General features: G+C 41.9%; 19 protein-coding genes. 15 read left to right on the top strand and 4 right to left on the bottom strand.

The window, feature by feature from the left end; all coding sequences use genetic code 11:
- Positions 1–123: 123 nt before the first annotated feature.
- Positions 124–1623, bottom strand: a complete 1500-nt coding sequence (locus ACFQZT_RS06055) for an alpha-L-fucosidase (RefSeq protein WP_379297553.1) — start codon at positions 1621–1623, stop codon at positions 124–126.
- 126 nt (positions 1624–1749) lie between these two features.
- Between ACFQZT_RS06055 and ACFQZT_RS06050 the strand changes: the two genes are divergently transcribed.
- The 3 genes from ACFQZT_RS06050 (at position 1750) to ACFQZT_RS06040 (ending at position 3974) form a co-directional block, all read left to right on the top strand.
- A complete protein-coding gene (locus ACFQZT_RS06050; protein ID WP_379297551.1) occupies positions 1750–2601 on the top strand; it encodes an AraC family transcriptional regulator in 852 nt (283 codons plus the stop codon).
- Between the two features lie 213 nt (positions 2602–2814).
- The gene (locus ACFQZT_RS06045; protein WP_379297549.1) at positions 2815–3108 is read left to right on the top strand and encodes an ABC transporter permease family protein; all 294 of its coding nucleotides are present in this window, start codon (positions 2815–2817) and stop codon (positions 3106–3108) included.
- Between the two features lie 65 nt (positions 3109–3173).
- On the top strand, positions 3174–3974 hold the full coding sequence (locus ACFQZT_RS06040) for a polysaccharide deacetylase family protein (RefSeq protein WP_379297547.1): 801 nt from the start codon (positions 3174–3176) through the stop codon (positions 3972–3974).
- Between the two features lie 598 nt (positions 3975–4572).
- Here ACFQZT_RS06040 and ACFQZT_RS06035 read toward each other — a convergent pair.
- Positions 4573–5436: a LysR family transcriptional regulator gene (locus tag ACFQZT_RS06035; protein ID WP_379297545.1), complete on the bottom strand. Its 864-nt coding sequence runs from the start codon at positions 5434–5436 to the stop codon at positions 4573–4575.
- An 877-nt stretch (positions 5437–6313) separates the two neighbouring features.
- Between ACFQZT_RS06035 and ACFQZT_RS06030 the strand changes: the two genes are divergently transcribed.
- From ACFQZT_RS06030 to ACFQZT_RS06015, 4 genes are all read left to right on the top strand, one after another.
- Entirely contained in the window at positions 6314–7714 is a 1401-nt protein-coding gene (locus ACFQZT_RS06030) for an MFS transporter (protein ID WP_379297543.1), read from the top strand.
- A gap of 196 nt (positions 7715–7910) precedes the next feature.
- The gene (locus ACFQZT_RS06025; protein WP_379297541.1) at positions 7911–9071 is read left to right on the top strand and encodes a 2-methylaconitate cis-trans isomerase PrpF family protein; all 1161 of its coding nucleotides are present in this window, start codon (positions 7911–7913) and stop codon (positions 9069–9071) included.
- 74 nt (positions 9072–9145) lie between these two features.
- Complete coding sequence (locus ACFQZT_RS06020) at positions 9146–10279, top strand: MFS transporter (RefSeq protein ID WP_379297539.1); 1134 nt, start codon at positions 9146–9148, stop codon at positions 10277–10279.
- A gap of 208 nt (positions 10280–10487) precedes the next feature.
- Positions 10488–10784, top strand: a complete 297-nt coding sequence (locus ACFQZT_RS06015; RefSeq protein WP_379297537.1) for a glycoside hydrolase family protein — start codon at positions 10488–10490, stop codon at positions 10782–10784.
- A gap of 293 nt (positions 10785–11077) precedes the next feature.
- Here ACFQZT_RS06015 and ACFQZT_RS06010 read toward each other — a convergent pair whose 3' ends face one another.
- Both ACFQZT_RS06010 and ACFQZT_RS06005 read right to left on the bottom strand, forming a co-directional pair.
- Positions 11078–11842, bottom strand: coding sequence for a response regulator transcription factor (locus ACFQZT_RS06010; RefSeq protein ID WP_379297535.1), 765 nt, complete (start codon positions 11840–11842; stop codon positions 11078–11080).
- Positions 11843–11856: 14 nt separating this feature from the next.
- Positions 11857–13644, bottom strand: a complete 1788-nt coding sequence (locus ACFQZT_RS06005; RefSeq protein ID WP_379297533.1) for a cache domain-containing sensor histidine kinase — start codon at positions 13642–13644, stop codon at positions 11857–11859.
- A gap of 199 nt (positions 13645–13843) precedes the next feature.
- Between ACFQZT_RS06005 and ACFQZT_RS06000 the strand changes: the two genes are divergently transcribed.
- The 8 genes from ACFQZT_RS06000 to ACFQZT_RS05965 all read left to right on the top strand — a co-directional run bounded on the left by ACFQZT_RS06000 (position 13844) and on the right by ACFQZT_RS05965 (position 23791).
- Complete coding sequence (locus tag ACFQZT_RS06000; protein WP_379297530.1) at positions 13844–15196, top strand: ABC transporter substrate-binding protein; 1353 nt, start codon at positions 13844–13846, stop codon at positions 15194–15196.
- 95 nt (positions 15197–15291) lie between these two features.
- On the top strand, positions 15292–16167 hold the full coding sequence (locus ACFQZT_RS05995; RefSeq protein ID WP_379297528.1) for a carbohydrate ABC transporter permease: 876 nt from the start codon (positions 15292–15294) through the stop codon (positions 16165–16167).
- Positions 16164–16985: a carbohydrate ABC transporter permease gene (locus ACFQZT_RS05990; RefSeq protein ID WP_379297526.1), complete on the top strand. Its 822-nt coding sequence runs from the start codon at positions 16164–16166 to the stop codon at positions 16983–16985. Before ACFQZT_RS05995 ends, ACFQZT_RS05990 begins: the two co-directional genes overlap by 4 nt.
- Before the next feature lie 30 nt (positions 16986–17015).
- A complete protein-coding gene (locus tag ACFQZT_RS05985; protein ID WP_379297524.1) occupies positions 17016–19457 on the top strand; it encodes a glycoside hydrolase family 31 protein in 2442 nt (813 codons plus the stop codon).
- Positions 19458–19984: 527 nt separating this feature from the next.
- Positions 19985–20404 (top strand): type 2 periplasmic-binding domain-containing protein, encoded by a 420-nt coding sequence (locus tag ACFQZT_RS05980; protein WP_379297522.1) that lies wholly within the window; start codon positions 19985–19987, stop codon positions 20402–20404.
- Between the two features lie 308 nt (positions 20405–20712).
- Positions 20713–22047 (top strand): ABC transporter substrate-binding protein, encoded by a 1335-nt coding sequence (locus tag ACFQZT_RS05975; protein ID WP_379297520.1) that lies wholly within the window; start codon positions 20713–20715, stop codon positions 22045–22047.
- Between the two features lie 38 nt (positions 22048–22085).
- Positions 22086–22967: a carbohydrate ABC transporter permease gene (locus ACFQZT_RS05970; protein ID WP_379297517.1), complete on the top strand. Its 882-nt coding sequence runs from the start codon at positions 22086–22088 to the stop codon at positions 22965–22967.
- Positions 22967–23791, top strand: a complete 825-nt coding sequence (locus ACFQZT_RS05965) for a carbohydrate ABC transporter permease (RefSeq protein WP_379297985.1) — start codon at positions 22967–22969, stop codon at positions 23789–23791. Before ACFQZT_RS05970 ends, ACFQZT_RS05965 begins: the two co-directional genes overlap by 1 nt.
- Position 23792 lies beyond the last annotated feature (1 nt).

Below are 23792 nucleotides of genomic sequence, written 5' to 3'. Positions count from 1 at the left end.
TTGCCCTCTTTTATCATCTAAGTTTGAAGGAGAAAAATCACAGGTGATATGCAGTGAGTGGCCTCACCTATCCGGAGTCAGCTACCCGATTAACGGGCTGCTTCTTGCCCGATTATCGAATACTTACGGCTTAAGTTCGATCGCCAGGCAGTTGACGTACGGCGTCGGCTGTCGTTCCGGAAGCGAAACGATGAGCGCTCCGTACGGCTGTTCGAACGGTATTTCGCCAACGCCAAGGAGCCGGACGGATTCCACTTTGTCTGCCTGGGTCAATGTTCGTATGACGGCACGTTGATCTTCCGGCCACCGCATTTGGAAAGCATATAGCGTATTTCCCTTTTGGGTGAAACGGAAGTCGCCGGAGTTCCATTCTACCTTGTCTTCCTTGAAATGATCAATGACGACACGGGAATGGCCTTCGCCCGAAACGCGGAACGGCCGAGTGCCGTACACGCCTTCCCCGCAAAATCGGATCCATTTGGCCATTTCCTGCAGGATATACGTGCACTCGTCATCAATCGTACCGTCCGGCTTCTGCGGAATATTAAGGAGCAGATTGCCGTTTTTGGCAATGATATCGACCAGGATTTCGATTACGTGCCCTGGTTTCTTATAGACAGTTTTCACATTATAGAACCAATCCCCGACACACGTATCGGTCTGCCATGGTTCAGGTTTGATGCCCGGCTCCTGGCTGCGCTCAATGTCGAGGATGCCGATGCGGTAAATGTCCTGCCTGCGGTCTTTCTGGTTATAAACTGCGCGATTCACACCGCCGCTTACTGCAGCGCTCGTATTGTACAGATGCGCGACCGCATTCAGTCCGGCTGCGAACGACGGGTCCTCCAAGGAAACGTCCGTTTTATCCCAGGAGCTGGCGAACGGCAGCCCGCCATCGGAGTACAGCAGATCCGGCTGGTACAGATCGATGACTTCCTTGATGATGTCGAACCAGCGCTGATGCCACCAAGGGTTGGATGTGTACCAGGGATCCTTCGGATCCCAGATCGGTTTGTCCGGATGATAATGCTCACGGTTCGGCAAATACAATTCCTCGTACTCGGGATCGTTGCCGTCATAAGGGATGCCCGCATAAGAGCCTTCCTTATCCTGTCCTTTATTGAATTGAAACCAGCTGAACGTCGCTCCCAGATGCTCGGTCAGCCCGAAAGGCAGTCCCCGGCGGGAAGCGGCGGCTTTCCACAGCGCAACGATATCCTTTTTCGGTCCCATATTGACCGAATTAAAGCGGTGGATTTTTGAATCGTAGTTGAAGAAGTTGTCGTGGTGCATCGCCTGTGCAACGAAATATTTGGCACCGGCAGCCACGTACAAGTCCATCAACGATTCCGGATCGAATTTCTCCGCTTTCCACAGCTGAACGATATCTTTGTAGCCGAATTTCGACGGATGTCCGTAATGGCGGGTATGGTACCTGTTTTGCTCGGAACCTTCGTAATACATGTTCCGTGCATACCAATCCCCATACATTGGCACTGATTGTGCGCCCCAGTGCGACCATATGCCGAGCTTAGCATCCCGGAACCATTCCGGGCACTCGAATTTTCTGAGCGATTCAAATGTGGGTTCAAAAGGACCCTTGGCGATATGCGCCTTAACCATGCTGATCAGGCCTCCTATTTTTTTGCTACAGCCTTATCCTAGCAGTATTGTGGTATACTCATGAATATAGAATCCTAACTTCCTGTTGTACAAAACTATCTATCTTTCCACATTCGGTGATTACCCATGGACAACGCACAACAACAACTGATCCGGCTTTATCTCGATAACCTTCAAGTTCACGTAACCGCAATGGGGCATAACCAGGTTTGGTCTGACTGGCGGGATCTCGATTATATGCCGGACTATAACAAATTTTATTTGATTTGCGATGGCGAAGGATGGGTGAAAATCGGCGATACGGAATATGCTCCCAAACCGGGGCATTGGTTCCTGATGCCGCAAGGAGTGAAGCAATCTTACTCTTATACGGACGGCCCGCGTTATACGAAATATTGGTGCCATTTTACGGCAAAGGTCGGGGAAAACAATCTGTTCAATTTGCTGAAAGTCCCCGTATTTCTCGAACCGGGGAAGGACGGCGAACCGAAACAGTTGTTCCGGGAGCTACTTTCCTGCAACGCCGGTACGTCCTTAACCGCTCCTTTGCTGGTAAAAGCGGCCATGATTAAGTTGATCGCGTATTATGTAGAACATGCAGCGGCAGATAGGGCCGGCGTCGAACCCGCTGCAGTATCCGAGCCGCTTCAAGCCGTCATCGAGCACATTCACCTTAACTACGATCGAAACTTAACGATCGACGAGCTGGCGGAACGCGCCCATCTCCATCCCAACTATTTTATCCGCGTGTTTAAAAGGCGTTTCGGCACATCTCCGATTCAATACGTGAACAGAAAAAGGATAGAAGAAGCGAAGTGGCTATTGACCTCCACGAACCTCATGCTGGCGGAAATCGGCACCAAAGTTGGCATTCCCGACATCTCCTATCTATCCAAATTATTCAAATCAACCACAGGTTTATCTCCGACTGCGTATCGATTGACTCACCATACGAATCCGTCTAATTCGACAATATGAACGAAGATCTGAGGGCAGCAAGCAGCCCATAATCGCCTAGAAATCGTAGAATGTGCTGACATCGTTCAAGCAGGAATGGTTATGTCGGTTCGGGAGTGGCGCAGCTTGAAAAACATGTCCATTTTGACGTAATTAATTTTCGCATTCAGTGTGATAATGCTCGCTTTAATCATGGTTGTCAGCTTTTTCGCTATGGTGGACGGATGCGGCCCGGTGCGCTATTTATTTACTTTCGTCATCCCGATATCCATGCCGATTATTTCCACCACCGCGATTTTGACGTTTTTATTCATTTACAACGAATTGATTTTCGCCGTATTGTTCTTAACCAAAAAAGAAATGTACACAATCTCGCTCTCTATGCTTTCTTTTGTGGGTGAACGAAGCGTCGAGATGGGCCCGATTTTTGCCGCTATTGTCATTGCCATCTTGCCGATGATCGTAATCTACTTGACGATGCAGGAAAAAGTGGTGGGTGGTCTGAGCAGCGGGGCTGTAAAGGGATAACAAACTGCATAGTCTGCCAAAGCTGAATAATCAAAAGACGTATACAGGTAAAAGGAGAGCTCCAAATGAGAATTCAATATAATCTATTTCCAGGAGGACGGTCCAAGGCTTTAACATTCAGCTTTGATGACGGACGGTCACAGGATCGCTTACTCGTAAGCAAAATGAATCAATACAACTTCAAGGGATCATTTCACCTGAATTCTGGTTTTTTGGGTGAAGAAGGCTACATAGAAGCGGATGAAGTTAAAGCGTTGTATCGGGGTCATGAGGTATCTGCACACACGGTTGATCATCCCTTTTTGGAAATTTCTCCACCTGACCAAGTGGCACACGAAATATTGGAGGATCGAAGAGTGCTCGAAGGTCTGGTTGGTTACCCCGTCCGAGGCATGAGTTATCCTTTTGGAACCTATGATGATAAGGTTGTGTCCATGTTGCCGATGCTCGGAATCGAATATGCAAGAACCGTTAACAGTCATGGCAAATTCGATATGCCGTCTGACCCCCTTCGTTGGCACCCCACATGCCATCATAAGCAAATGGTAGAGCGGACCCAAGCTTTCATTGCTCATGGTGACAGATTTACCAGGATGTCTCTGCTCTACATTTGGGGTCATAGTTACGAGTTTGATAATGATGATAATTGGGAGCTCATCGACCGGGTAGGAGAGCTTCTCAAGGATAATGATACAATATGGTACGCAACGAACGCTGAAGTTATTGCTTATAAGAATGCACTAGAACGACTGCAATTTTCGGTTGATAGAAGTGTGGTTCACAATCCTTCCGCCTTGGACGTCTGGATCAGCGCTGAAGAAGAGTCTATTAAAGTGTCGGCTGGTCAATTGCTGAATCTGTCTTAGGATTGACGATTGTGGAAGTTAATTAAGTTGAAAAGGGATTGTCCCAAAGTAATTAACCTGGGACAGTCCCTTTTTCTGTTGAAGGGAGTGGGGGTGTGTATGTAGATCAGGGGTGGATTTTCCTCTCCTATGGAGGGTTTCACTAAAATCATTGAATTTGAAGCTTTTTGAAGTGCAACAATGCTTTGAATTCGTTGATTTTGAAGCTTCTTAAACTATTCCATGCGCGGGAAGTTTGCGATAGTAGTCCTATTAGCTTAACTGTGGCTGACTCGATCGCAGCATATAGAAATCGGTCAACTCATCAAGGAAGTCAGAAAAAGGAGGATAATGATGGATACAGCTTTGAGTAATACCAAATCGGACAGCAGAGTAATAAAAAAGATTAAAAAGACCTTCATATCAGAGATTAAGCAAAATTTTTATCTGTACTTATTGGTGCTTCCGGGAATTTTATTTTTTATCGTTTTTACCTGAGGTGCGTGCAAATACCCAATTTCTTAAAAGGCTACCGATGCGATGTTAGCAACCTTCGTCATGGGACTTTTGATATGATAAAAAACAAAACACCGGACCACGGGGTGTTTTGTTTTAATGGTCACATTAATTTCATGTTTTTTACAAATTCCACAAATGCCTTAACAAGTGAAATTTCTAAGGATGCTTTGCGGTAAATCATCCAGGATTCACGCAGAATAGGTTCGCCGTGTTTTGTTCTTAACTGGATCCGGTTTATAGTTTCATTATCTTTAAGTACGATTGCGGGTATGATTGCATAGCCGAAACCGCTTAATACCATCTCTTTGCAAGTTTCCATATTATCAACTTCCATCGTGATTGTCGATGGTTTTGAAAAGGTTTCCTTCCACCAATTATCAATTAAATTCTCTAAGGACCAGTCAGTTTTATAAATGATTCTTGGCAGATCAGGGAGTTCACTTAATGAAATTTCTCTCTTCGATACAATCCAAATATTTTCAGTCATGATCAAATGTTTTTCTTCCGCCCAGTGGTAATCTCCCCGGATAAAGCCTATATGAACATCTTGCTTATAGACCGAATTTGTTAGTTCTGAGCTTTGGTTAGACGTAACTTTAAACTCGACATCCGGATATTCCGAATGAAATTTATTTAAAATAAAAGGAAGCCGGTACCGTGCGAGGCTGCTGGCGGTTCCAATTTTTAATGTGCCCGATATCTTATTATCCATACTTTGGACAAATTCTTTTACTTGTTGTAATTGCAGCAGCATGCTTTCAGCATATTTGGCCAAGTACTCACCTTCTGGTGTGAATTCAATGCCGCGTCGTCCTCTATGCATAATTTTCACACCAAACTCTTTTTCTAATTGCTGAATGCGGTAACTTAATGACGGCTGAGAAACATATAAAATTTCGGCTGTCTTTGTAATATTTTGCTGTTCATATAACGTTAGCAACATGGTCCAATCTTTATCTTCCATTGATGTCGTACCTCATTCGTTTTCATTGAATTCTTTATTTTATAATATTAAATAATTTTATTGAAAACAATAAAAAATTAATATTATGTTCTATTATTTAGATTCTGTGACTCAGTTATAATTTGTTGATTTTATAATAATTGAATAGGTTGTTGATTGGAGGGTGGATATATTATGAAGTTGTTTGACATAAAAATTAATTATTATTTTTGATAAAATATAAGTATTTAATTTTATATATGTATGTATGGTACCTTAAAGGTAAGGAGGAGCGCAATAAATTTAGGTCGATCGTATCGCATATTATTCATTTGATTGTAGGGGGGAGCTAGCTACAAGTATTAATTTCATTAATATTGTAAGCGGTTACATTTAGCGTGAAATCCATGATTTGAAAATAATCAGGGGGAATCGAAAATGGTGCGAATAAAAACTGGAAAGTACCTTTTTTATCTGCTCTTGTATTCATTAGTTTGACGGCCTGCAGTGCAGGTAAAGAAGTCGTCAATCAATCTGCAGCGCAAATACGGTTTCTAAATATCCCGAAAAACCTGTCACCTTTGTTGCTCCGAACGGGGCAGGCGGCGGTCTTGATAAAACAGCGAGACTGATTACTCGCTATTTGTAACGAGGCCCGCTTCACTAATATTCCCGAACTTATGGATCTCAATCCCTCTCATTATGAAAGGAAAGGAAAGAGGGTTATCGTGAATGAAAAAGGTTAAAATGTTTTTAGGGATCAGAATTATTTATTATATTCGATAAAAAATAAATATTTTTTTTATGTCAATTCAGATGTTAAAGTTAAGTTGTACGCCCGGGGTGAATACTGAATGCTTATTAAGCAAATGATATGAGTACAATTGGAGGAATCAAATTGAATATCACACGAAATGAAAGCGGAAACAATATTTCAAGCCGATTAGATCGTCTCCCGATTACAAGTATTCATAAAAAAGTTATAACCGCACTGGCTATTGTTTATTTCTTTGAGTTTGCCGACTTGAATACGTTTTCGTATGTTGCACCTGCATTAAAAAAACATTGGGGAATGTCCGTTAGCACGATTGGTCTTGTTACATCTTGTTCTTTTTTGGGAATGTTTCTCGGTTCTGCATTCGGCGGATGGGTAGCCGATAGATTTGGGAGAAGAAATGCCATTATTGCAAACACTGTCTTTTTCTCAATTCTTTCTTTACTAACAGCTTTTGCTTGGGATCCGGTTTCACTAGGCGTCTTGCGGTTTTTAACAGGTATGGGGGCATCGGCTGCGCTAGTAAACGCGAATACTTACGTCAGTGAATTCTTTCCTTCTGCTTCCCGTGGCAAATACCAAGGTATGACCATTGCGGTGGGATTGCTCGGAATTCCTTTAACCGCTTGGGTTTCAAGTTATTTGGTTACACTAGGCCCGGATGGATGGCGATACGTATTCGCGTGGGGGGCGATGGGACTTTTCTCGATATACTTTCTTCGTAAATTGGTGGAAATACCCAGATGGCACTTTGCGCGAGGTGATTTTAAAAAAGCAGAAGCCATCATGCAAAAAATTGAGGAAACTGTTCTCCTGGAAAAAGGCGAACTGCCTCCTATAACTGATGTTGTCCTTAGACCGAAGACACAATTAAAAGCAGGTTCTCTTATCGAGATATTTAAAGGGAAATACCTGGGTAGAACGTCGATTCTGACGCTGGTTTGGGTTTTCCAAACCATCGGGTTTTACGGATTTTCCTCTTGGGTCCCGACTTTACTGGTACAACACGGCATCGAATTAAATAAATCATTAATTTACAGTTCATTAATCACGGTTGGTGCGCCGTTAGGAGCATTAGTAGGCGCTTTTATTTCGGATCGTTTCGAACGGAAGTGGAATTTGGCTGTATCATCTATAATTATCGCAATTTGCGTCCTTTTATACGGAATGACTTTTAACCCTCTATTTTTAATATCCTTTGGATTTTTGGTGAATTTGATGGAAAGAGTTTACTCTTCGAATCTATATGCTTATACCTCAGAATTGTATCCTACTGAGATAAGAGCAACAGGCTATGGTTTTACTTATGGTATCGGTCGAGTTTCAAATGTATTGGGGCCAATCGTAATCAGCTATTTTATTATTAACTTTGGAAATATGAGTGTCTTTTCTCTAATTGCCGCAACATGGATCGGATCAGCCATGGCCCTTAGTTTTGGTCCAAAGACGAATAAGCGCAATCTGGATGAGATCAATAGTGATGAGTCGAAATTCGTTGGGCAAGAGTCAATATCAGTGAAGTAATGAAAAGACGATGTAAGACGCTGATTTAAAGCAGTGTTATTATATCGTCTTTTTTTTGTAAATGAAATAGAAATCAATAATTTTTATTGAAATGAATAAAAAATATATATTTTATTTATTCCTTATTCTCTAATACATTTATTATATGAGTCATTTGGACCTCAAGAAGAGAGAACGATTAGAGGAGTGGTATGAGATGTACGATTTCGGACAAATGATAAAAATTCCGACAACCATCATGAGGGGAGGCACTAGCAAAGGTCTGATCTTACGAAAATACGATCTACCTTCCAATCCGGAAACTAGGGATAAATTGATTTTGAGAATGTTCGGTAGTCCGGATAGCAGCCAAATCGACGGTTTAGGAGGAGGAACAAGTTTGACGAGCAAGCTGGCAATCGTAGGTCCTCCTTCACGACCAGGTGCACATATCGATTATACCTTCGGTCAAGTGAGTGTCGAGAATCATGTCATTGATTATAAGGTGACCTGTGGGAATTTAATAACTGCAGTAGGTCTCTACGCCGCTGAAGAAGGGTATGTCCCCTTAACGGAACCCGTTACAGCCGTTCATATCTATAATACCAATATTGACAAAATCATTGTTGCCGAAATACCGGTAGCTAATGGACAAATCAAATATGAAGGAGATTTCTCCATTGACGGCGTTCCTGGCGTGTCTTCGAAGATCATGTTGAATTTTTTGAATTCGGGTGGGACCTTTACAGGAAAAACCTTACCTACAGGAAATGCTAAGGATACAGTTCAAATCGAAGATGGCAGGAGCTTTGAGGTAAGTATCGTGGATTGCGCCAATACCATTGTAATTGTAAGAGCTGAGGATGTAGGAGCCAAGGGGACGGAACTACAGCAGGAGGTCAATCAAAACAAGACTCTGATGGATACGTTAGAGCAAATAAGAGTGCAGGGCGGCATCCTCGCCGGTCTCATTAAGCCAGGAGAGGATGTTAAACCTACTACACATGCCTTGCCGAAGATCGTCATGGTGACATCTCCAACAGATTATGTAACCCTGACAAATAGACGAATTGAGCAAGGGGAAGTCGACCTTATTTCTCGCTATATCACAATGGGATCCTTGCATAAAGCATTTGCGGTGAGCGGAGCTATGGCTTTAGCTACAGCGTGTAAAATTCCGGGAACTCTTGCTTACGAGAAAGTGTCCCAGACAATCTCTGGTTTACGTATAGGACACCCGTCAGGATCCATGTACGTAGAGACCGTCGTAGAGAACAAGGGTGTAGAGTGGAATGTTGAACGTGCGGCTTGCGGTAGAACAGCAAGAAGACTTATGGATGGATACTCGTACGTACCATCTTCTGTACTGGGGGCTTAGAAACAAAGACGGGTCTAACCTAACTCTAAATGTTCTAGTTTTTTCATAGATGAGGGTTGTGAAGGTGGAGGAGTATGGTATTAAGGATTGTCATTATGATCACAATTGGATTTCAAGTCATGCTGAATATCACCAGACCTGTCGTCACATTATTTGCTTCCCAACTCGGTGCAAATACATTTGAAATAGGAATGGTCACAGCTTTCTACGCATTCTTTCCATTATTTTTCGCTATTTACGCAGGTAGAATCGCGGATTATGTGGGCGATAGGCTTCCCATTTTTTTTGGAGCAGCAGGAATGACAGTAGGGATGGTCTTCCCCTTTTGTTTTCCGTCCATGTGGTCCCTATACGTATCTCAAGCTATCGTAGGTGTTTCACAGCTTTTCATCAATATATCACTTCAGAATGTCCTAGGGAATTCTGCAAATTCTATGAACCGGGATCAATATTTCAGTATGTTTAGTATGGCGATGTCATTCGGTAGCGTAATGGGGCCTATCGCTGGAGGATATCTGGTTGAACATTTTTCTTATAGGTTTGCTTTTCTCGTTTCAACTTTCATCGGTGTGATACCGATTGCATTGTCTTATTTTTTGCCTGTCATTTTTAGAAAGAACGAGCCGGCTGGTTTATCCTTAGCAAGTTCCCTGAGTCTATTGAAAATGCCAATTTTAAGGAAAGCGTTGGTTTCTAGTGCACTTGTTCTGTATTCTCGAGATATATTTGTGGCATATTTCCCTCTATTTGCCAAACAACTGAATATTTCACCGAGTATCATTGGATGGATAATTGCCGTTCAGGGAATAAGTATGGTCGCTATCCGATTTTTCTTGCCTAAACTCACTATCCTCTTTGGTCGAAACCAAATCCTAATAGCTTCCATCCTTACAGCAGGGATCTCGTTTTTCATAGTCCCATTTACAAATCAGTTGTTTATTTTCTTTATGCTAAGCGCATTAATGGGAGCAGGTTTGGGTTGTGGGCAACCCTTGTCGATGACCACGACTTACAATGCTTCCCCCAAAACGAGAACAGGTGAAGTCCTTGGACTTAGGTTGGCGTCCAACAGGCTATCTCAATTAATCGCACCGCTCTTTTTTGGCTTAGTAGGTTCAACTGTTGGACTTGTCTCTGTGTTTTATGTCAGCAGTATATTGTTGATCGGAGGAGCGTATCTGACCAGATCCGGCGCTGATGAAACGTGAGAGATTAATAAAGGATGTGAGTGAATATGAATCCAAAATTACTTTGTCCACTATGTAATATTGAGGAAAAGCAAGTCACAGAAAAAGTTTGTGATCGATGCGCAGATTTATTGGAATTTGGATACCCTTCATTTCCAGCTTATGTACTACAGGAAACCGGTAAATCGCATATTGCTAAAAGAAAAAATGTACTATCGGTTTCCGGGGAGTGGTATTTCATTTCTCATCAAGGCATTTTGTTTCCAAGCTCGGTTTGAGCTCGGGTAATGTTATTGATGCTTGCGTCTACCGGTTGCCGGACGGCCGCTTCCGGATGTGGTACAAGGATGAGGGACATCACTCTCATATGTATGCAGCAGACAGCAGCGATCTCTACCATTGGGAGGTTAAGGGGCCGGTCATTACCGTACGTTCCCAAGAAGGACCGAACGTTTTCCGCTTGGGCGGGTGGGAACGAAACGGCCTTATTCTCGACCAACCTGGCAAGCCGAATACGAGAGGCTGATTGCCCAATATGGCAGGGGTTGAAGCAGAAGCGCAAGCGGCTTCAATAGCTTTTTGACGGTTCAGCTGTGGAACAACGGCTCGCAATTCAACCGCACGACCAACCAGTGGAACGATCCATTGAAATCCAAAATAGCGCCATGAGCATCACAGTCACGGCGCAGTAATATGGCACGGCGTTCCGGCGGGGATCAGCGCTCCTGTTGGAACGCTTTTTTATTATCAGCCTTGCACCTTCCGAGCGCCTTTCCCCCAATTGACAATTCATCATTCTGATACCCCGTAATTGTTAATTCACTCATGCAAGTTTCGATACTCCGTTGGGGTTCTTTCTGCAATTTGTTTAAAAATTCTACTGAAATAATAAGGATCTGGATAGCCTACACGTTGAGAGATTTCTTTGATGGAGAGATCCTTTTCCTTTGTAAGCAAATATTTGGCATGATTGATGCGAACTGTTGTCAAGTATTTGGATGGTGGTCCCCCCGAATGTTTGATGAAGATTTTACTAAGATAAGAAGGATGAAAATTAAAGTGCCTGGAGATCGACTCCAGTGTAATTTCTTCATAAAAGTTTTCTTTTAAATATAATTGAATCATCTTCACAATTTCTTCAGGTGCACGCATATTCTTCTCGGAAGAAGGCAGTGACTTAGGTAACTTCCTATTGTTTTCAAACGACATCTTGATCTTGATTAGTACTTGTTCCAAATCGCTGGTGATGATCGGTTTTAATAAGTACTCGTTCACGTTGAATTTAATTGCTTGGCGAGCATATTCGAAATTGTTATAACCACTGATTATCACCGTTTCTATGTGGGGAAATTGAAGTGACACTTGCTTTAACAGCTCTAATCCATCAATGGCTGGCATTTGAATATCCGTAAATAGAACATCGATAGCATTATTTTCAAGAACCTTCAGCGCTGACAAGCCGTCTTGAGCAGTACCAATGATGACAAAGGAAGGATCTAAAGATTGAATTTTCTTAACGATATTATTCAAAATTAATTCTTCATCTTCAACCACAACAACGCGAATCTGTGCGGTATGCTCCATTTCCCCTCACCCCTTTAAATTTTTCCCCCAACTATAACCTTCGCCCCTCCATCAGGTAGGTTAACGGTTTCCATACACATATCTGTACTGTAAGAAATTTTCAACCTGAGATAAATATTCAATAACCCCATACCATCAAGCTTCAAGCCGGGAAATATCCCGGACTGTTCGATTTCCTGAATCCTGTTGTTAAATTCAGCGATAGCCCTCTGATCAAATCCGGGACCGTTATCGATGACTTCAACAAACCAGTGGTCGAACTCCTGATACCCTTTTATCTTAATCGTCCATGGAGGCAAGAATTTGGAGGAGTACTTCAGTGAATTCTCAACAAGAGGTTGGATAATTAATTTGGGAACTGGAATATTCCGCATGTTCTCTTCAATTTCAAACGAATATACGATGTTTTGTTTATGTCTGATTTTAATACATTGCAGGTACTTTTCGGTGTAATCTAGTTCAGTTCCTAAAGGGACTTGAGATGAATTGTCAGAGGAAATATATCTTAACATAACAGATAGATTCTCGATCATGGTTACGATCTGTTCATTCAAATTCTCCTCCGCCATGACGGAAATCGTAGCTAACGTATTATATAAAAAATGAGGGTTCATCTGCGATTGAAGCGCTAACATTTTGGCTTGGAGCTCTTGTAGCTGGGACATCAGCAATTGATCCATGGATTCTTTCAAGCGTTCACTCATCTTGTTAAAAGCGAACTGCAAGCGATCAAGCTCATTTAAACCGCTATTTAATTTTAGATGCGCACTAGATGTGATGTCTTCTAAATTTGTGGATTTCATAACGGCATGCATTCTGGCAATAGGTTTGGTGATTCGTTTAGCCGCAAGGTATGAAAGCGAAATAGCAAGCAGCAGAATGGCCAGACTGACCATAGCAATCCTCTTCGTGAAATCATTTAATGGGCCCAATAAATGATTTTCCGAGGCAACTAGAGCAATGTTCCAACCTGTGTACTCAGAATGAGAGATACTATAGATTTCTTTTTCATTTGTAGTAGGGTTAATAATGTATTTCAATTCCGAGGGGGAATTGATTTGCGAACGACTAAAGTAAGAAACCAAGTCCTTGGCTTTGGGATCAAGAGGGTAAATAATGTCTCCGGAATCATTATACACAATAACCTGCTGCCAATTGTTGTGTTTCACATAATCAGTGATGTTGGTAAATAATTTGTCTGCATCTTGCTTGACTTCTACGATACCTTCTGGGGTATTGTTAGCATCAAAAAACAATCGAACCAGTGAGATGGAAAACGCATCCTTTGAGGATAAGAATAATGAAAGTTCGTCATCCTTCTCTGGAACTGTGATGTGTTTGCCTGTTTTATTTTCGAGAACCTCCCGATACCAAGGTTTATTAGCCAAAGTTACTTTGATTCGCCGGTTGTCTATGCCGGATCCAAACATGTTGCCTTCTAAATCATATAAATTAATCTGCTTAACGGGGAGAGCAGGTCCATTCGCTGCAACTAAAATGTCTGCTAAATCCTTATTGTTATTGATCGAGTCGCCCGATTCCTGAGTGAATTTGAGAAATCTGTCTTTCACTAAATTGGAATATAAAATATTTAAAGATACAGAGTCAATTCTTTTTATCTCTAGGTCCAATTTATCTTGCATAGATTGTGAAAGATTATCAAGAGATTCGATAGCCTTTTTCTTTAATAAGTCAGATGACCAAACATAAAAAGGAGCAACCAATAAAGTTAATACCACGATAATGATTAAGGAATAGGTCTGAAAAAGGACGGATTGAATTGTACGTTTGTGAATGACCATAGTCTCCTACTGAATGGATGTGTTGGTATTTGTTTTTTTTAGTTTGCGATGTTTATAGTGAATTGTCAAAAGAAATTTGATCGAGGTAAAGAAAGTCCATTTATTAAGCATTCTGAATCCATGGTAGGTAGAGATCAATTGAATATATAATGAAAGCGTAAACATCATAAACCAAATGCGAAAAGGGGATACGGATCGAATGAAAAAATCATTTACGATGATAGTAACGATTGGGGTTATGGCTTCGATGTTAGCAGCATGTGGCAGCAAAGAGGCGACAGTAACACCAGCAGCCTCAAGCAGTGCTACAAATAGTGCAAAACCAACAGAAATGCCTAAAGAAAAGGTTACACTGACCTACATGGCCAGCCAGGATTGGATCAAAGATTCCGAAATGCAGCTGGCAAAGAAGTTTGAAGCGGAAACAGGCATTCATATTGATTATCAAATCGTTCCAGCCGATCAGTATCAAAATATTTTGAAGACGAAACTCAATGCGAAGGAAGCCCCGGATATTTTCGGTGGACAGGACGGGCAGCTTGATTTGAACAATTTGTACGGTGTCGAAAAAAATGCCGTTGACTTGAGCGGTGAAGAATGGGTAAAACGAGAAGATCCTCTTTTCGTAGAACAAGGATCTTTTAACAAAAAGGTGTATGCGCTAACAATTTGGGATCCAAGTTATGACTGGGTTGTTGTATATAACAAAAAAATATTTGAAAAGCTCAATCTAAAAGTACCGACTAATTATGCTGAGTTTAAAGCGGCGTCAGAAAAGATCAAGTCTTCAGGAACTACGCCTATTTATGAACCAGTCTCTGATGGTTGGCATCATGTGCTTTGGTTTCCTGAACTTGGTGCTAAATACGAAGAAGCTAATCCTGGATTAACGGATAAGCTGAATAGTAACAAGGAACAATTCGCGAACGTTCCGATTATGGAACAAGCACTTACGCAACTCAATGATCTTGCGAAATCAGGCTACATGGGAGATAACTACTTCTCTAATACGTATGCCGATACAGAAAAGAACATGGCAAGCAGCAAATTCGCCATGACCGTGTATAACCTTGGATTACCGGCTCAAATCGAAAAAGCATTCCCTGATGTTAAAGCGGATACGTTTGGCTATTTCTTGATGCCGCTTGCTGACAATCAGATATTAAATGTGAACCCTGCTGCACCTAGTAAATTTATTTATTCAGGATCCAAACATATTGATTTGGCAAAGAAATACTTCCAGTATCTTACGAAGCCAGAAAACTTACAATTCTATTTGGATAATGAACCGAAGTTCCTAGCCTTGAATTTCAAAGATATTAAAAACCGTTACACACCTGATCAAAAGGCATTCTTCGATACCTATGGTAAAAAACAAGGAACCGTGTATCAAACATCGATCAGTTATCTGAATCCGCAGTGGATGGATATGGGGAAAGACATTTCAGCGATGTTTGCAGGGAAAATGCAGCCTAAAGATATTTTGAAAAGCATTGACAAAAGAAGAAGTGATGCAGCGAAAGCAGCAAAAGACGCTGCTTGGGCACAATAATCTATTAAACGTATAAAGTAGAACAACCCAGTGGATAGGATATTTCCTCTTGCTGGGTTGTTACTGAAGATAAATATGGGGTGGAGAAACCTACAATGAACAAAAGCATATATCCATTTTATTTTTCAATTGGCGCATTGGTACTGTATCTGCTCTTTTTTGTAATTCCAGGCTTTATGGGAATTTACTTTTCTTTTACGGATTGGAACGGTTATAGCGAAGGGATTGAATTTGTAGGACTTGATAATTTTCGAACAATCTTCTCTGGAAATGAGAAGTACTTATCGTATTTGAATAATACAGTTATTTTCACAATAGCAACGGCCATACTAAAAACGGGACTCGGGCTCTTCCTTGCTCTGATCTTAAATCATGGCATTAGAGGTAAAAACTTTCATCGTGTCGTTATATTTATGCCAGTTATCGTTCCTACGTTAATTGTAGGATTAATTTTTAAATCCGTACTGCATCCTGAAGTTGGATTAGTAAATGAGTTTTTAAGATCCATCGGTTTGGGGATTTTGGCTAAGAGTTGGCTCACGGATATCCATTTAGCGTTTAAATCAATTATTGCTGTCGATACCTGGAAAGGAGTCGGTTATATTATGGTCATTCTGCTGGCAGGGCTTCAAGCCATTCCGGATATGTACTATGAGGCTGCCGAAATGGATGGCGCCAATTTCTGGAATAAGTTCAGGCATATCATTATTCCACTCTTGATGCCAGCGCTTACGGTTACGACGGTTCTTAATTTTATTTATGGATTTAAAGTATTTGATATTGTGTACGCGCTTACTAACGGAGGACCGGGGTACGAAACAGAAGTGCTCTATACCGGTGTGTTTAAGGAGTTTTCTCTCGGTCGATATGGGGTAGGTACTGCTTTGTCTACAGTCATGTTTCTTGTTATGATCGTGATTGGCTTTTTTGCAGTCAAATTGATGAGCAAAGAAGACGGGGTGGGCAAATGAAGCTGAACATGGTCAAAAATGGTTTGAGAAATATCGTTGCTTGGATCGTAAGTATCATCACGTTAGCGCCACTTTTGTTAATTGTTGTTAATTCATTAAAGGATAAAACGCAGGCTAGCTCGATGGGTTTTGATTTGCCTAAACAACTACATTTCGAAAACTTTTTGGTTGTTATTGAAAAAGGGAAATTACTTCGTTCTCTTTTAAATAGTTTATTTTATACCGGAGTTTCTACGATTTTATGCATTTTATTATCTGCTATGGCTGCATACATTTATGCTAGAAATCGTTCAAGCTTAAATCGTTTTTTTTACTTTTTCTTAATTTTAGGCATTGCCATGCCAATCAATTATTTTACATTAACCAAAATAATGCAAATGACTCATTTAATGAATACGCAAATCGGAATTATTATTCTGTATGCGGTTGTACAAATTCCATTCAGTGTATTTATTTTATATGGATTTGTGGGAACCGTCCCCAAAGAACTCGACGAATCCGGTATTATCGATGGTTGCAGCCCGCTAAGACTATACTTCTCCATCATTTTTCCATTATTAATGCCAGCTGTGGTGACAACGTTTATTTTGGCTTTCATTAATACATGGAATGAATTCTTACTCCCGCTTTACTTTTTAAACAATGCGAAGCAGTGGCCCATGACTCTATCGGTCTATAATTTCTTCGGCCAATATCAAATGGATTGGAATCTGGTCAGCGCTGATATTGTAATGACCTGTCTACCAGCTATTATTTTATATTTATTAGGTCAGCGGTACATTATTTCAGGTATGACATCTGGCTCGGTAAAAGGTTAATGAATAGACATTTTTTTGACAAGGAGAATCATGATGCAAATCATTCAACATACGGTGCAGGCAGATCGCCTGCTTTTAGAAACGACAAGCGGAAGAATCATGCTGGTGCCTTATTCTCACAAGATCATTAGGATTCGATATACATTGGACGCTGAATTTAGTACGAAAGAAAGTCTAATGATCACAGGCTCACCTGATCCAAAGATTCCCTTCACCGTAGAAGATAAGGAGAGTCATTTACTATTTTCAACGGCTGATCTGACAATCCGTATCTTAAAGAAGACGGGTGCTTTTACTTATCTCGATGCGTCAGGTGCTGTATTAACCAAAGAGCCTGATCGTAGAGGAAAAACGCTTGTCCCCATGGATGTTATGACATCTGTGTTTGATGAATCTGCCAATATTGAAGCTGGGCAGGGGGCCGATGGCCTGCGTGTCCGAGCCGACAACGTTAGAAAAGTGATAGATCGCAAAGCATTCCATACAAAGCTTGAGTTTGAATGGATGGAAGAAGAAGCTTTATACGGCTTAGGTTCGCACGAAGAAGGCGTAATGAATCTGCGGGGAACGCATCAATTCTTGTATCAACAAAATATGAAGGCGGTTGTTCCTGTCCTTGTATCTACGCGTGGATATGGCATTATAATGGACAGCTATTCCATGATGACGTTCCGAGACGATGCTTTTGGTTCCTATTTATGGACAGAAGTTGATGATGAAATGGATTATTATTTCATTTATGGTCCGGAGATGGACGGGATTGTGCATGGGATCCGCCAATTAACTGGAAAAGCACCAATGCTGCCCAAGTGGTCGTTCGGTTATGTGCAGTCCAAAGAACGATATACGTCGCAAGAAGAATTGATAGCCGTTGTTCGTGAGTATCGTGAACGAGGACTGCCGCTTGATTGCATTGTACTGGATTGGAAGTCCTGGACAGGTGAACTCTGGGGTCAGAAAACGCTCGATCCTGAGCGCTTTCCGGATCCGAAAGCCATGATGGAGGAGCTTCACCGGATGAATGTCCGTTTGATGGTTTCCATCTGGCCAATTATGAATCCACAGAGCGATAACAATAAGGAAATGGATGAAAGTGGATGCTTGCTGGGGAATCGAGCGACTTATGACGCTTTCCAGGAAAAAGGTAGAAAATTGTACTGGATGCAGGCAAACGAAGGTCTCTTTGCACATGGTATCGATGCTTGGTGGTGTGATTGTACGGAGCCTTTCGAATCCGATTGGAGCGGAGCTGTTAAGCTTGAGCCAGAACAACGGATGCTGATTAATACAGAAGAAGCGAAGCTTTATCTCGATCCGGAGTATATTAATGCATATTCTTTGCTTCATTCCAAAGGAATTTATGAAGGGCAACGCCAAACCACTGAAAGCAAACGCGTCGTAAATCTGACTCGTTCAGCTTATGCAGGGCAGCATCGTTATAGTACGATTACATGGTCTGGGGACATTGCGGCGAATTGGGAGACGCTGCGGAAGCAAATTCCAGCTGGATTAAATTTCTGCGCAACGGGTTCGCCATATTGGACAGTGGATATCGGAGCTTTCTTTGTCCAGAACAAACCTGACCTGTGGTTTTGGAGTGGGGATTACGACGCAGGCACCCAGGATATGGGGTACCGGGAATTGTATGCTCGCTGGTTCCAGTACGGTTCGTTTCTTCCTATGTTCCGTTCCCATGGAACGGATACCCCCAGGGAGGTATGGAGATTTGGTGAGCCAGGTGAGCCTGTATATGAGGCCATTGTAAAATTCCTTAGACTTCGTTATGAATTAATGCCATACATATATTCCTTATCTGCCCACGTTCATCAATATGATTATACGTTCATGCGAGCGTTATCATTTGACTTCAGGCAAGATCCGAACACATATAACATTGGAGATCAGTTTATGTTTGGTCCTGCTTTTTTAGTAAATCCAGTCACTGAGCCCATGTACTACAATAGTAATTCTGAAGTGCTAGAAGGTGTGAAGAAAACCAGATATGTTTATTTGCCAACAGGAACGGAATGGTACGATTTCTGGACGAATCAAATTTATGCGGGTGGGCAAACGATAGAAGCAGAGGCACCATTAGATCGTATACCACTCTATGTGAAGGCTGGATCGATCGTGCCTATGGGCAGGAGCATCCAGTTTGCTGAAGAACGAACCGATGATAATATATACATTCGTGTCTACACGGGGCAACACGGCTATTTCGATTACTACGAAGACGAAGGTGACAATTATAACTATGAAAAAGATGTTTTTGCTCTAATTCCTATGGTATGGGATGAGGAGAGCCGAACTTTAATTATTAAAGAAAGAAAAGGTTCCTACCCAGGAATGAGTCAAAGTCAGACATTCATTATTAAGTTGTTTGGCGCGAGTGACGGCTGCGGGTCACTAAGGGAAGCCGAGAAGGAAACTTTTATACAATATGCAGGTAACTACTTAGAAATTCAGTTTTAACTATTATAGCTATCCTGGAATAAAAAGGGGTTATAAACGGATAAAGAAATGAAACCGGAAATAAATAAAGGGGGTGAAATTGATATGTAGATATAGTTGAGAGAGTCTCATACTTTTGAAGAAACGGTTATGAAAATGTATGGCAGTGCGGGGGGGATTTCCATGAAGACAAAGCGTCTCGAAGGTCCCTCCGAATAGAAGATCGAATTCCGTGGCAAAATGGGCGTCTTAATCGCGGAGTAGTCGAGTGATTGGATGATTGCCCGCGCAACAGTCTCGTGGGTGTGTACCCAGTTCGTTTTATCTGAAAAAAGTTCCAATATTAATTGATTCATCTTTGTGGGTTGCTTGAAGAAGGTGCTGTTTCTTTAATCCCTTCCGCCGAAGGGGTTACTTTTGCCGTCATCATCTGTAATTGACTGACTGTCTGCTCAACTTGGACCAGTGGAGGAGGCGCCGATACATTCGCCAGTTGAGCTCTCAAGATGTTGATGGCGTAGTTCATCTGAATGGTGTTCTCGCCACCCGTGCCGAATAGCAGCTTAGCAAACAAGGACTACGATTGGACGGTAGTCGATGGAGCCCCTTCTACTGATCCTGCGTTGATTCCGGGGGGAGCCGTTCGAGTGGCATCCTATACGCTGACCTTTGACGGAGCGCGGATTCCATCAAAAGTAGTAGATGCAATTCCTAAGGAAATCGCGCCCGTATTGTTCTCTCCAGGAGGAGCTTCCAAGAAAGAAGCGTTCACAGGTCCTCCTACTCCAACTATGAAAACAAAATGGGAACTTCTTCAAAAACTGGAACAGCGGACTTTTCAAGAAATCCTGTTCAATAATTCCCCGGATAGCGACTTTGATTCATTTGTAAACAAGTGGTTTACTTATGGGGGAGATAAAATATCTCAAGAAGTTAACGATTGGTATCGGGATCAAAGGTCGAAATAAAAAGAGTAAAAAAAGAGGCCGTTTCATTTTAACAGCGGCCTCATTATTAAACGTTTTGTAGGCGCTGTCATATAGCCTTCTTACAATGTGAAAAAGGGGGGAAGCTTAGCAAAGAGTTCTTATCTTGAGTCGATCTTATCAGGGCATCTTCAGAAATGTAAGCGGTGTTATGTTTTCAAATTGGTATGTCTTTGTAGAAAAGCATAAAGAACATTTTTGTTTGTGTCAACCGGTTGACACACAATATGTCAACCGGTTATCATAATTTTGGTAGCGTATTCAAATTACAGTTTCAAGGGGGAAAAGGTATGAGAAAGATGAAGAATATCTCTGCGGGTGTTTGTACGGTTATATTGTTTTCCTCATTGGTAGCATGTTCCCAAAGCAATGAGCCAAGCTCCGCGCCGGCGGCTCAAAATGCAAAGGGAGTCAAGCTTACTTTCTTTAATACTTCAGCTGAAGTAAATAACGTGTTCGAGGCCCTTTTTAAAACTTATCACGAGCAGAATCCTAACGTAACGATTGAATTAATTCCGACACCGATTGGAGGGGCTCAGTTAGAGAAATTTCAATCCCTGCTGGCATCCGGAAACCCGGCCACAATAGCAAATCTTGATCCGGGAACGATTCTCCAATACAAAGATAAGTTCATGGACTTAGAGACAGAGAAGACGAAGTATGAAAAATTAACGAAGCCTGGAGCGGTTGACGGCGCTTTGCTGGATGGAAAATTACTTGGCGTTCCATGGACTGCTCAAGGATATGGCTTGTTATACAACAAACGGGTAGTTGAGGAATCGATAGGGGGGGCTTTCGATCCGGCTTCCATCAAAACCCGTAACGATTTGGAAGCATTGTTCAAAAAAATCGAAGCTACCGGCAAGGCGCCTGTGATGATTCACGGGGCAGATTGGTCCTTAGGAGCTCACTATCTGGGATTGGCCTATTCTTTGCAATCGCAAAAAGTGGAAGACAACCGCAAGTTTGTAGACGATTTGAAAAATGGCAAAGCCAACTTGGCGGACAATCAGCCATTCAACGGTCTGATGGACACATTTGATTTATTAAAGAAATACAACGCCAGAAAAAACGATCCGCTTGTCGCAGATTACAATAAAGACAGCGCCGATTTCGCAAAAGGCAATGCAGCATTCTATTTTATGGGAGACTGGACTTGGTCTGTCATTGGCACGTTTGAAGGTAGGGATAAAGAATTTGGAATCATTCCGGTACCGATTAGCAATAACCCAGCGGATTACGGCAACACTCAAGTAGCCTATACGGAACCGAAGTTGTTCGCTATCGATAAATCCGGATCTACTCCAGAGCAGCAGGCAGCGGCTAAAGCATTCGTCGAATGGATGGTTACTAGCGAGCAGGGGCAAAGTGCGATTGTGACCAAAATGGGTCTATCCTTGCCCTATAAGGATGTAAAGGCAAAAGGTACGAATGTGATTTCTGATGCCATAACGAAATATGTCGATCAAGGGAAGATCTTAAATATCGGTGTCATTAATTATTTTCCGCAAGACTATTGGTCCAAGACAGGCGCTTCCATGCAAAAATATTTGGTAGGAAAAACCGACCAGAAGGCTTTCACGACAGAGGTTCAGGATTATTGGAAATCGAATGCCGGGAAATAAGGGCTAATGTTAAAAACTGGTTGTAAAGGGTGCGCGCTATGAGGAGTAAGATTTATATAAGAAATACGGGAACCTTTCTTCTTTTTGGGGCTCCTTCCGTATTGGCGTTTGCTGCAGTTGTTTTGATTCCGTTCCTGGTTGGACTCTACTTGACGTTTACGAATTGGGATGTCCGAACGGCCGACATATCATTTGTCGGCTTATCAAATTATGCCAAAGTTTTTCATGATAAAGTTTTTCTTGCCCAATTGTGGTTTACCATTCGATATGTATTGTTTACCGTATTGATCTCCAATATGGCAGCTTTCTTTATTGCACTGGCGTTGACCAGCGGGGTGAAAGGAGAGAAATGGCTCCGAACGGGTTTTTTCACTCCAAACTTAATCGGCGGAATCGTGTTAGGGTATTTGTGGCAGACGCTATTCTCGCAGATCATGCCCTATATAGGGAGTAAATATGGATGGGCATTGTTTAAATCGTCGTGGTTAACGGATACGGATACCGCATTTTGGGCGCTCGTGATCGCAACAGCTTGGCAATTAGTCGGCTATCTGATGATCATTTATATTGCCGGATTCTCAGGTGTTCCTCATGATGTGTTGGAGGCAGCGAGCATAGACGGAGCGAAGGGTTATTCAAGACTTCGCAGAATCATATTGCCGCTTTCGATCCCGGCCATCGTCATCTGTATTTTTATTTCCATCTCTCGCTCGTTTTTAACTTACGATATTAACCTTGCCCTAACGAAAGGCGGACCTTTTCATTCCACCGAATTAGCCTCTTATCATATCGTTCAAAAAGCGTTCTTGTCCAATCAATATGGAATCGGGCAGGCGGAAGCAGTTGTCTTATTTGCTGTCGTAGCATTGATTGCGCTTACTCAATCCTACTTACTCAAAAAATTGGAGGTCGAATCGTGATGGCTTTTCGACAGTCCATAGTAAGGATCAAATCCGTATTACTGTATGTCCTTTTAGTTGTTTTTTTAATTCCTTTTTTGCTGGTCGTTATGAACTCTTTCAAAAAAACGCAGCAGTTCATCGAAAATCCGTTATCGATCCCAAGCAATGTTCATTTCGAGAACTATACTACTGCACTTACCAACATGAAATTCATGCAAGGACTTACCAATTCTATGTTTATTACAGTCGCTGCAGTTTTCATTATTGTTATGTTCTCGTCAATGACCGGATATTTGTTTGTTCGATACAAATGGAAGCTGAATACTGTGCTATTTTTCATGATGCTTGGCTCTATGGCGCTTCCATTCCAGGTCATCATGATTCCTTTGGTCATGCTGTACGGAAAGCTGGGTCTGCTCAATATGAAGGGAACGTTGCTGTTTTTATATTTGGGGTTTGGCGTTCCCTTCGGCGTTTTTACTTTCCATGGGTTTATCAAAGGGATTCCTTACGAATTGGAAGAATCGGCTTTTATAGAGGGCAGCTCGAGGCTGCGGACTTTTTTCCAGATTGTATTGCCCCTATTGAAACCGGTTATCGTGACGCTCATCGTTTTGGATGTACTCTGGATCTGGAATGATTATTTATTGCCCAGTTTGGTCTTACTGTCGCCGGAACAAAGAACATTGCCTCTTTCTACGTTTACTTTCTTCTCGTCTTATTCTGTTGATTACGCACCCTTGATGGCAGGATTAATCATGACGGTTTTTCCTGTGTTTGTTTTATATCTTTTTGTTCAAAACCAAATCATCAAAGGGATAACGGAAGGGGCCTTGAAATAAA

Origin of the sequence: Paenibacillus sp. GCM10027628, from assembly GCF_042676385.1 — a bacterium.
Taxonomy (GTDB): domain Bacteria; phylum Bacillota; class Bacilli; order Paenibacillales; family NBRC-103111; genus Paenibacillus_E.
This window is presented reverse-complemented; position numbering and strand designations above follow the sequence as displayed.

What these genes read in the sequence shown, in the direction of transcription:
- ACFQZT_RS06010 (WP_379297535.1), bottom strand. Translation starts at nt 11,842, where the DNA reads ATGGAGCATACCGCACAGATTCGCGTTGTTGTGGTTGAAGATGAAGAA.
- ACFQZT_RS06000 (WP_379297530.1), top strand. Translation starts at nt 13,844, where the DNA reads ATGAAAAAATCATTTACGATGATAGTAACGATTGGGGTTATGGCTTCG.
- ACFQZT_RS06035 (WP_379297545.1), bottom strand. Translation starts at nt 5,436, where the DNA reads ATGGAAGATAAAGATTGGACCATGTTGCTAACGTTATATGAACAGCAA.
- ACFQZT_RS06025 (WP_379297541.1), top strand. Translation starts at nt 7,911, where the DNA reads ATGTACGATTTCGGACAAATGATAAAAATTCCGACAACCATCATGAGG.
- ACFQZT_RS06005 (WP_379297533.1), bottom strand. Translation starts at nt 13,644, where the DNA reads ATGGTCATTCACAAACGTACAATTCAATCCGTCCTTTTTCAGACCTAT.
- ACFQZT_RS05995 (WP_379297528.1), top strand. Translation starts at nt 15,292, where the DNA reads ATGAACAAAAGCATATATCCATTTTATTTTTCAATTGGCGCATTGGTA.
- ACFQZT_RS06020 (WP_379297539.1), top strand. Translation starts at nt 9,146, where the DNA reads ATGGTATTAAGGATTGTCATTATGATCACAATTGGATTTCAAGTCATG.
- ACFQZT_RS05985 (WP_379297524.1), top strand. Translation starts at nt 17,016, where the DNA reads ATGATGCAAATCATTCAACATACGGTGCAGGCAGATCGCCTGCTTTTA.
- ACFQZT_RS05965 (WP_379297985.1), top strand. Translation starts at nt 22,967, where the DNA reads ATGGCTTTTCGACAGTCCATAGTAAGGATCAAATCCGTATTACTGTAT.
- ACFQZT_RS05970 (WP_379297517.1), top strand. Translation starts at nt 22,086, where the DNA reads ATGAGGAGTAAGATTTATATAAGAAATACGGGAACCTTTCTTCTTTTT.
- ACFQZT_RS06040 (WP_379297547.1), top strand. Translation starts at nt 3,174, where the DNA reads ATGAGAATTCAATATAATCTATTTCCAGGAGGACGGTCCAAGGCTTTA.
- ACFQZT_RS06055 (WP_379297553.1), bottom strand. Translation starts at nt 1,623, where the DNA reads ATGGTTAAGGCGCATATCGCCAAGGGTCCTTTTGAACCCACATTTGAA.
- ACFQZT_RS06050 (WP_379297551.1), top strand. Translation starts at nt 1,750, where the DNA reads ATGGACAACGCACAACAACAACTGATCCGGCTTTATCTCGATAACCTT.
- ACFQZT_RS05990 (WP_379297526.1), top strand. Translation starts at nt 16,164, where the DNA reads ATGAAGCTGAACATGGTCAAAAATGGTTTGAGAAATATCGTTGCTTGG.
- ACFQZT_RS05975 (WP_379297520.1), top strand. Translation starts at nt 20,713, where the DNA reads ATGAGAAAGATGAAGAATATCTCTGCGGGTGTTTGTACGGTTATATTG.